This is a genomic window from Rhodococcus sp. P4_F5 (assembly GCF_056401315.1).
Window position 1 is genome coordinate 1 of record NZ_JBFUJP010000120.1, and the last position, 7,515, is coordinate 7,515.

At 70.4% G+C, this 7,515-nt stretch carries 1 protein-coding gene; it reads left to right on the forward strand.

What is annotated here, in order from left to right:
• The coding region (locus AC1DU4_RS25745) for an amino acid adenylation domain-containing protein (RefSeq protein ID WP_477844717.1) at window positions 1-7,515 on the forward strand (7,515 nt) is incomplete at both ends.

Here is a 7,515-nt window from a genome sequence, read left to right on the forward strand (position 1 = left end):
TGCGTCTGCGTCACCCGGGGGTGGCGCAGGCGGTGGTGGTGCTGCGCGGTGACGGGTCGCGTGGTGACCATCTCGCGGGGTATGTGGTGCCGGCGGCGGGGGTGCGGTTGGAGGGTCGGGCGGTTCTCGGGTCGGTGGCGGCTCGGTTGCCGGGGTACATGGTGCCTGCGGTGGTCACGGTGCTTGCTGCGTTGCCTGTGACGGTGAACGGGAAGCTCGACCGAAAGGCGCTCCCCGAACCGGACTTCGGTGCGTCCGCCGCGGGTTACGTGGCCCCCCGCAGCCCGATCGAAGAGATAGTGGCCTCGGTGTACGCCGACCTGCTGGGAATCGCCAGGGTGGGCGCGCACGACAACTTCTTCACGCTCGGCGGGAACTCCCTGATCGCCACGCGACTGGTGGCGCGGATCAACGCGGCCACCTCGGGCAACGGTGCCTCCTCGGGCAACGGTGCCTCCTCGGGCGGAGCCTCGGGCAATGATGCCTCCTCGGGCGGAGCCTCGGGCAATGATGCAGTCCTGGGCCGGATCGGTGTTCACGACGTGTTCGACGCCCCCACTGTGGCCGGCCTGGCCGTACTGGCCCAGTCGCGCGACGGACCCGTTGCCCGTCCACCGCTGAAGCCGAGGGACGGCGGCGCGGAAGTGCCGGTTTCGCCCGCCCAGCAGCGCATGTGGTTCGTCAATCAGTTCGACACCTCGTCGTCGGCCTACAACGTCGCCTTCGCGTTGAGGCTCGAGGGTCGACTCGACGTGGACGCCCTGCAGGCGGCGGTCGCCGACGTCGTCGAACGACACGAGGCCGTGCGCACCGTATTCCCGCTCACCGACGACGGACCGCGTCAGGTGGTCCTGCCGGCGCCGAGCGCGGTGCCGGACCTCGATCCGATCACCGTGTCGGGTGAGGCCGAACTCCGCGAGCGGGTACTGCGAGTGCTGTCGACAGGATTCGACGTGACCGAGCAGGTCCCGCTGCGCGCACGCCTGCTGCGCCTCGACGAGGGCGTGCACACGCTCGCGGTGGTGGTGCATCACATCGCGGCCGACGGTCTCTCCATGGCCCCGTTGGCCCGGGACATCATGGCGGCGTACGAGGCGCGGGTGAGCGGATCGCCGCCGGACTGGGCCCCGCTCGAGGTGCAGTACGGCGACTACACGTTGTGGCAACGGGAGTGGTTGGGCTCGGAGTCCGATGAGGCGTCACGCATTTCGAGTCAGCTGGCCTACTGGAGCGCCACCCTGTCGGACCTGCCCGAAGTGCTCGAGCTTCCCACCGACCGCCCCCGCCCCGCCGCCCGATCACTTCGCGGCGGCCGCGTCGAGTTCGTGATCGGCCCCGACGTCCATGCCGGTGTGGTGGCGCTGTCGCGAGAACACAACACCACGGTCTTCATGACCATGCATGCCGTGCTGGCGATCATGCTGGCCCGACTGAGCGGTTCGGAGGACATCGCCGTCGGGACGCCGATCGCCGGCCGTGGCGAGCGCGAACTCGACGACCTGGTGGGCATGTTCGTCAACACGCTCGTCCTGCGCACCCGCGTCGACGGCGGCGCCACCTTCACCGAATTCCTCGGCAGCGTCCGGGAATCCGATCTTGCTGCCTTCACCCACGCGGAAGCCCCGTTCGAGCGGGTGGTGGAGGTCCTGAGTCCCTCCCGGTCCACGGCGTACTCACCGCTCTTCCAGGTGATGTTGGAGTTCCAGGACATCGAGCGTCCCGCGCTGGAGTTGCCGGACCTACGGGTTCGGAGCCTCGACTTCGAGATCGACACCACCAACTTCGACCTGCAGTTGACGCTGGCCGAGAACGTGGACTCCGCCGGCAACCCGGCCGGCATCACCGCGGGACTCGGCTATGCGACCGACCTCTTCGACGAGGACACGGCGATCGGGTTCGCGACGCGGCTTCAGCGCATCCTCGAGACGGTCGTCGCCCGCCCCGCCTGCCGGGTGGGTGACATCGAGATCCTGGGTGCCGGGGAGCGCGCCGCACTGACACCGGTGGTGGGCCCCGCCCCGGTGGCGCCGCGGTCCCTGCCGGACCTGTTGGCCACCGCGGCCGCGCACGATCCGGATGCCGTGGCGTTGGTCTTCGAAGGGCGGGAGGTGCGCTACCGCGACCTCGACGGCCGCTCGAACCAGTTGGCCCGCCTGCTGATCGAGTGCGGTGCCGGACCGGAAACCGTGGTCGCACTGTGCCTGCCGCGGTCGGTCGAATCCGTGGTGGCCGTGTGGGCGGTGGCCAAGTCGGGGGCCGCCTTCCTGCCGGTGGATCCGAGTCATCCACCCGCGCGGATCGAGTACATGCTCACCGACTCCGGCGCGGTGCGGGGTGTGACGACCTCCGCGCGGCGTGCCGGACTTCCCGATGCGGCGGAGTGGCTGGTGCTCGACGACCCTGACTTCGAGGACCGACTCTCGAGCTACCCGGCGGCGGCGATCACCGACGACCACCGGGCCGCGTCACTTCAGATCGACAACCCGGCCTACCTGATCTACACCTCGGGTTCGACCGGCAGACCCAAGGGCGTGGTCACTACGCATCGCGGCCTGTCGAACTTCGTTGTGCAGGAGAGGGAGACGTTCGCGACGACTGCGCAGTCCCGGACGCTGCACCTCGCGTCACCGAGCTTCGACGCCGCCGTCCTCGAGCTGCTGCTGGCGATCGGCGCGGCGGCCACCCTGGTGATCGTGCCGCAGTCCGTGTACGGCGGTGACGAGTTGGCGCGACTGCTGGAATCCGAGCGGATCACCCACTGCTTCGTGACCCCGGCAGCGCTGGGGTCGGTCGATCCGGCGGGTCTCCCTGATCTGGACTGTGTGGTGACGGGCGGGGAGGCGTGTCCGCCTGAACTGGTAGCTCGGTGGAGTACCCGAGAAGGTGCCCGGAGAATGTTCAACGCCTACGGGCCCACCGAGGCGACGGTGGTGGCGAGTGTCAGTGCCGCACTGGTACCGGCGGCGCCGGTCACGATCGGCACACCGATACGCGGTTTCGAGGTCGTCGTGCTGGACCCGCGACTGCGGCCGGTGCCCGTCGGGGTGACGGGGGAGCTGTACCTCGCCGGCCCCGCCCTCGCGCGCGGCTACCACCGACGGTTCCCGCTGACCGCGCGGCGATTCGTCGCCGGTCCCTTCGGCCCGCCGGGCAGTCGGATGTATCGCACCGGCGACCGGGTGCGCTGGACGTCCGACGGGCAGTTGGAGTACCTCGGGCGCACCGACTCCCAGGTGAAGGTCCGCGGCTTCCGGATCGAACTCGGCGAGGTCGAGTCCGCTCTGCTCGCCCATCACGACGTAGCCCAGGCCGTCACTGTGGTGTGGAACGTCGATGGCGGCGGCGATCGACTGATCGGCTACCTGGTGCCCGAACCCGGCGTGACGCTCGATTCGAGAGCCGTCCTCGACTTCGTAGGCGGCCGGTTGCCGTCGTACATGGTGCCGGCGGCGCTGGTGGTACTCGAATCACTGCCCCTGACCGTTCACGGAAAGCTGGACCGCGCAGCGCTTCCGGCGCCCGACTTCTCGGCGCCCGCGAGTCGACCGCCGAGATCCGAGACGGAGGAGCTGCTCGCCGGACTGTTCCGGGAGGTGCTCGGACTGGACTCGGTGGGGGTGGACGACTCGTTCTTCGCCCTCGGCGGCGACAGCATCATGTCGATCCAGTTGGTGGCCCGCGCCAAGGCTGCCGGTGTGCTCTTCTCTCCCCGAGACGTGTTCGAACGCAGGACGCTCGCCGGCCTCGCCGAGTCCGCACGGTTCGACGGTCTCGACGCGGTGGTCCTCGACGAGCTGCCGGGCGGTGGGGTCGGCGACGTGCCGCTGACGCCGGTCGCGCGGTGGATGCTCGGGCGCAGCGGCGGGCGACTCGACAGGTTCGCGCAGGCACTGCTGCTGGCGTCGCCCGCGGGTCTCACCCGCGAGGTGCTCGTTCGAGCCGTCGCGGCGGTCCTCGGCCGTCATGACATGCTCCGCGCACGACTGGTTGTCGAAGGCATGGAAGTCCTGCCGGCAGGCGCGGCGGCGGCGGAAGAGCTGGTCCGTCGGGTGCCGGTCGAGACGGTGGACGGCGACGGCTTCACCGCCCTCGCGGCCGCGGGACTCGACGCCTCGGCCGACCGCCTGGACCCGACCGCCGCGGCCGTGCTGCGGGTGGTCTGGTTCGACGTCCCGAACCAGGAGGGGCGCCTGCTCGTGGTGGCGCATCACCTCGTGGTGGACGCTGTCTCGTGGCGCATTCTCGTCGCGGATCTGGCGTCGGCGTGCAGCCAACTCCAGGCCGGCCTGACTCCCACCCTGCCTGCGGTCGGAACCTCGATGCGGCGGTGGTCGCACGGTTTACGCGACGCCACGGCCAAACGGACGCACGAACTCGAACTGTGGGAGCGGATCCTCGAGGGACCGGATCCGCTGATCGGTTCCCGCCCACTCGATCCCGCGCGCGACGTCGACGCGACCGTCAGCTCCCTCACCGTCGACGTGCCGTCGAGCGTGACGGACGCACTGCTCACCGCGCTGCCGCACGCCTTTCACGGCGGTGTGGGAGACGGGCTGCTTGCCGCGCTGGCGCTGGCACTGATCACCTGGCGCCGGGAACACGGCGTGGACCTGCCTCGGGCCCTGATCAACCTCGAGGGGCACGGCCGCGAGGAACACGTCGTCGCCGGTGCCGACCTGTCCCGCACCGTCGGCTGGTTCACCTCTGTGTATCCGGCGAGTCTGGACCTCACCGGGATCGACGTCGACGACGCCATGGCCGGCGGCCCGGAGGCGGGCCGGGCGGTCAAGGCCGTCAAGGAACAGCTGCTCGCGATCCCGGACCACGGGATCGGCTTCGGAATGCTGCGCTTCCTCGACAGCGAGGTGGCGGAGTCCCTCGGACGATTCCGTTCTCCACAAGTCAGTTTCAACTATCTCGGGCGCGTCAGCACCACCGGCGACGCGGGAGACTGGCGGCCCGTTGCGGGCACCGGTCAGCTCCGCGGCGCCCAGGATCCCGACCTGCCGGTCGCGTCCGTTGTCGACATCAATGCCTTCGTCGACGACAGTGCCGAGGGCCCCCGCCTGACGGCGGTGTTCGCGTTCCCGCGCGGGGTGCTGCCCGAGGCCGACGTCGCGGCGTTCGCCGAGCTGTGGCGCCGGGCCATGGGCGGACTCGCCACCTGCGCACGTCGGCCCGGTGCGGGCGGGCTGACACCGTCCGATGCGCCGCTGGTGTCGGTGAGCCAGGGGCAGATCGAGCGCTGGGAGGCGAAGTTCCCGGCGCTGCGGGACATCTGGTCGCTGTCGCCGTTGCAGGAGGGTTTGCTGTTCCATGCATCGTTGGTCGCCAGCTCGGTGGACGTGTACACGGCGCAACTGCGCATCGGCCTCGAGGGGACGGTAGATGCCGGGCGCCTGCGGGCCGCCGCGGCCGGCCTGCTCGACCGTCACCCGAACCTGCGGACCGCGTTCGTCTACGACGCCGACGGGGTGCCCGCTCAGCTGGTCGTCGACGAGGTGGTGGTGCCGTGGCGGGAGGTGGATCTCACCGGCCGCGGTCCCGCCACCGAGGCAGACCTCGAACGAGCACTCGGCGAGGACCGCGGCGCCCCGTTCGACCTCGCCGCACCTCCGCTGCTGCGGCTGACGCTCTTCCGTACCGCACCGCGGCGATGGGTACTGGCGCTGACCAATCACCACATCGTCCTGGACGGCTGGTCGATGCCGGTGCTGGTCCGAGAACTCCTGGAACGCTACGTCGCCGGCGGTACCCCGGTCGGGCTGCCGGAGACCGGCTACCGCACCTACCTGGGCTGGCTGGCGACGCGGAACCACGACGAGGCGGCCCGCGCCTGGGGCAGTGCGCTCGACGGCCTCGCGGAGCCGACGCTGCTGGCGCCGCAGGCGTCCGCGGGGTCCAACGGCGTGCCCGAGGAGATCGACATCGAGCTGCCCGCCGAGGTGCTCGGCGCGCTCGCCGCGGCGGTCCGTCGCGGGGGGATCACCGTCAACACGGTGGTTCAGGTGGCGTGGGGGATGCTGTTGTCCCGGTTGCTCTCCCGCGACGACGTCGTCTTCGGCGCCACCGTCTCCGGCCGTCCGCCGCAGCTGTCCGGTGTGGAGAACATGTTGGGGCTTTTCATCAACACGGTGCCGGTGCGCGTGCGGGTGGACCCGGACGAGAGTGTCGCGGAGTTGCTCACCCGGGTGCAGGCGGAGCAGGCGTCCCTGCTCGACCATCATCACCTCGGGCTCGGAGACATCCAGTCGCGGGTGGGCCTGGGCAACCTGTTCGACACGCTGTCGGTGTTCGAGTCGTATCCGGTCGACACGTCGGGTCTCGGCGAAGACACCGACATCGCGGGCATGCGGGTGACGGACTTCGAGGCCCGCGACGCCACGCACTACCCCGTCACCCTGCTGTCGATCCTGGAACCGACGCTGCGGCTGAGCCTGCGCTACCGGCCAGGAGCATTCGACCGGGCGACGGCGGAAGGATTCGCGCAGCGGTTTGTCCGGGTCCTGCGGGGTGTGGTCGAGGATCCGGACACCCCGGTCGGTGCGGTCGACTGCTTCGTGCCCGGTGAACGGGAGTTGGTGGTCGAGCGGTGGAACGCGACGGAGCGTGCGGTGCCGGCCGCGACCCTGCCGGGGTTGTTCGAGGCGCAGGTGGGGCGGACTCCGGACGCGGTGGCGGTGTCGTTCGAGGGTGAGTCTCAGACCTACGGCGAGTTCTCCTCGCGGGTGAACCGGCTGGCGCGGCAGCTGATCTCGGTGGGTGTGGGTCCGGAGTCGACGGTGGCGCTGGCGATGCGCCGGTCGCCGGACCTGCTGGCCGGGATCTACGCGGTGCAGGCCGCCGGCGGCGCGTACGTGCCGGTGGACCCGGACGAGCCGGCGGAGCGGGTCGGACACGTGCTCGAGACCGCCGCGCCGGTGTGCGTGCTGAGTACCGCGCGGGACGAGTTCGGCGGCGGCGGAGCGCGGCCGGTGCTGCTGGTCGACGAGCTGGACCTCTCGGACGTGTCCGACGGGCCGATCGTGGACGCCGAGCGGCGTGCTCCGCTGGTGCCGTCGAACACGGCGTACGTGATCTTCACGTCGGGGTCGACGGGGATGCCGAAGGGTGTCGCGGTGACGCATGCGGCGGTCGTGAATCGGCTGTTGTGGATGCAGGATCGGTATCCGTTGGACTCGACTGATGTGGTGTTGCAGAAGACTCCGGTGACGTTCGACGTGTCGGTGTGGGAGTTGTTCTGGCCGTTGCAGGTGGGTGCTCGTCTGGTGGTTGCGGTGCCGGGTGGGCACCGCGATCCGGGGTACCTGGCGCAGGTGGTTGTCGAGCAGTCGGTGACGACGATGCACTTCGTGCCGTCGATGCTGGCGGTGTTCGTGGCGGAGCCGTCGGCGGTGGAATGCGCGACGTTGCGGCAGGTGTTCGCGTCGGGTGAGGCGTTGCCGGCGGAGACCGCGGCGCGGTTGCGGGAGATCCTGCCGGCGGTGCGGTTGCACAACCTGTACGGGCCGACGG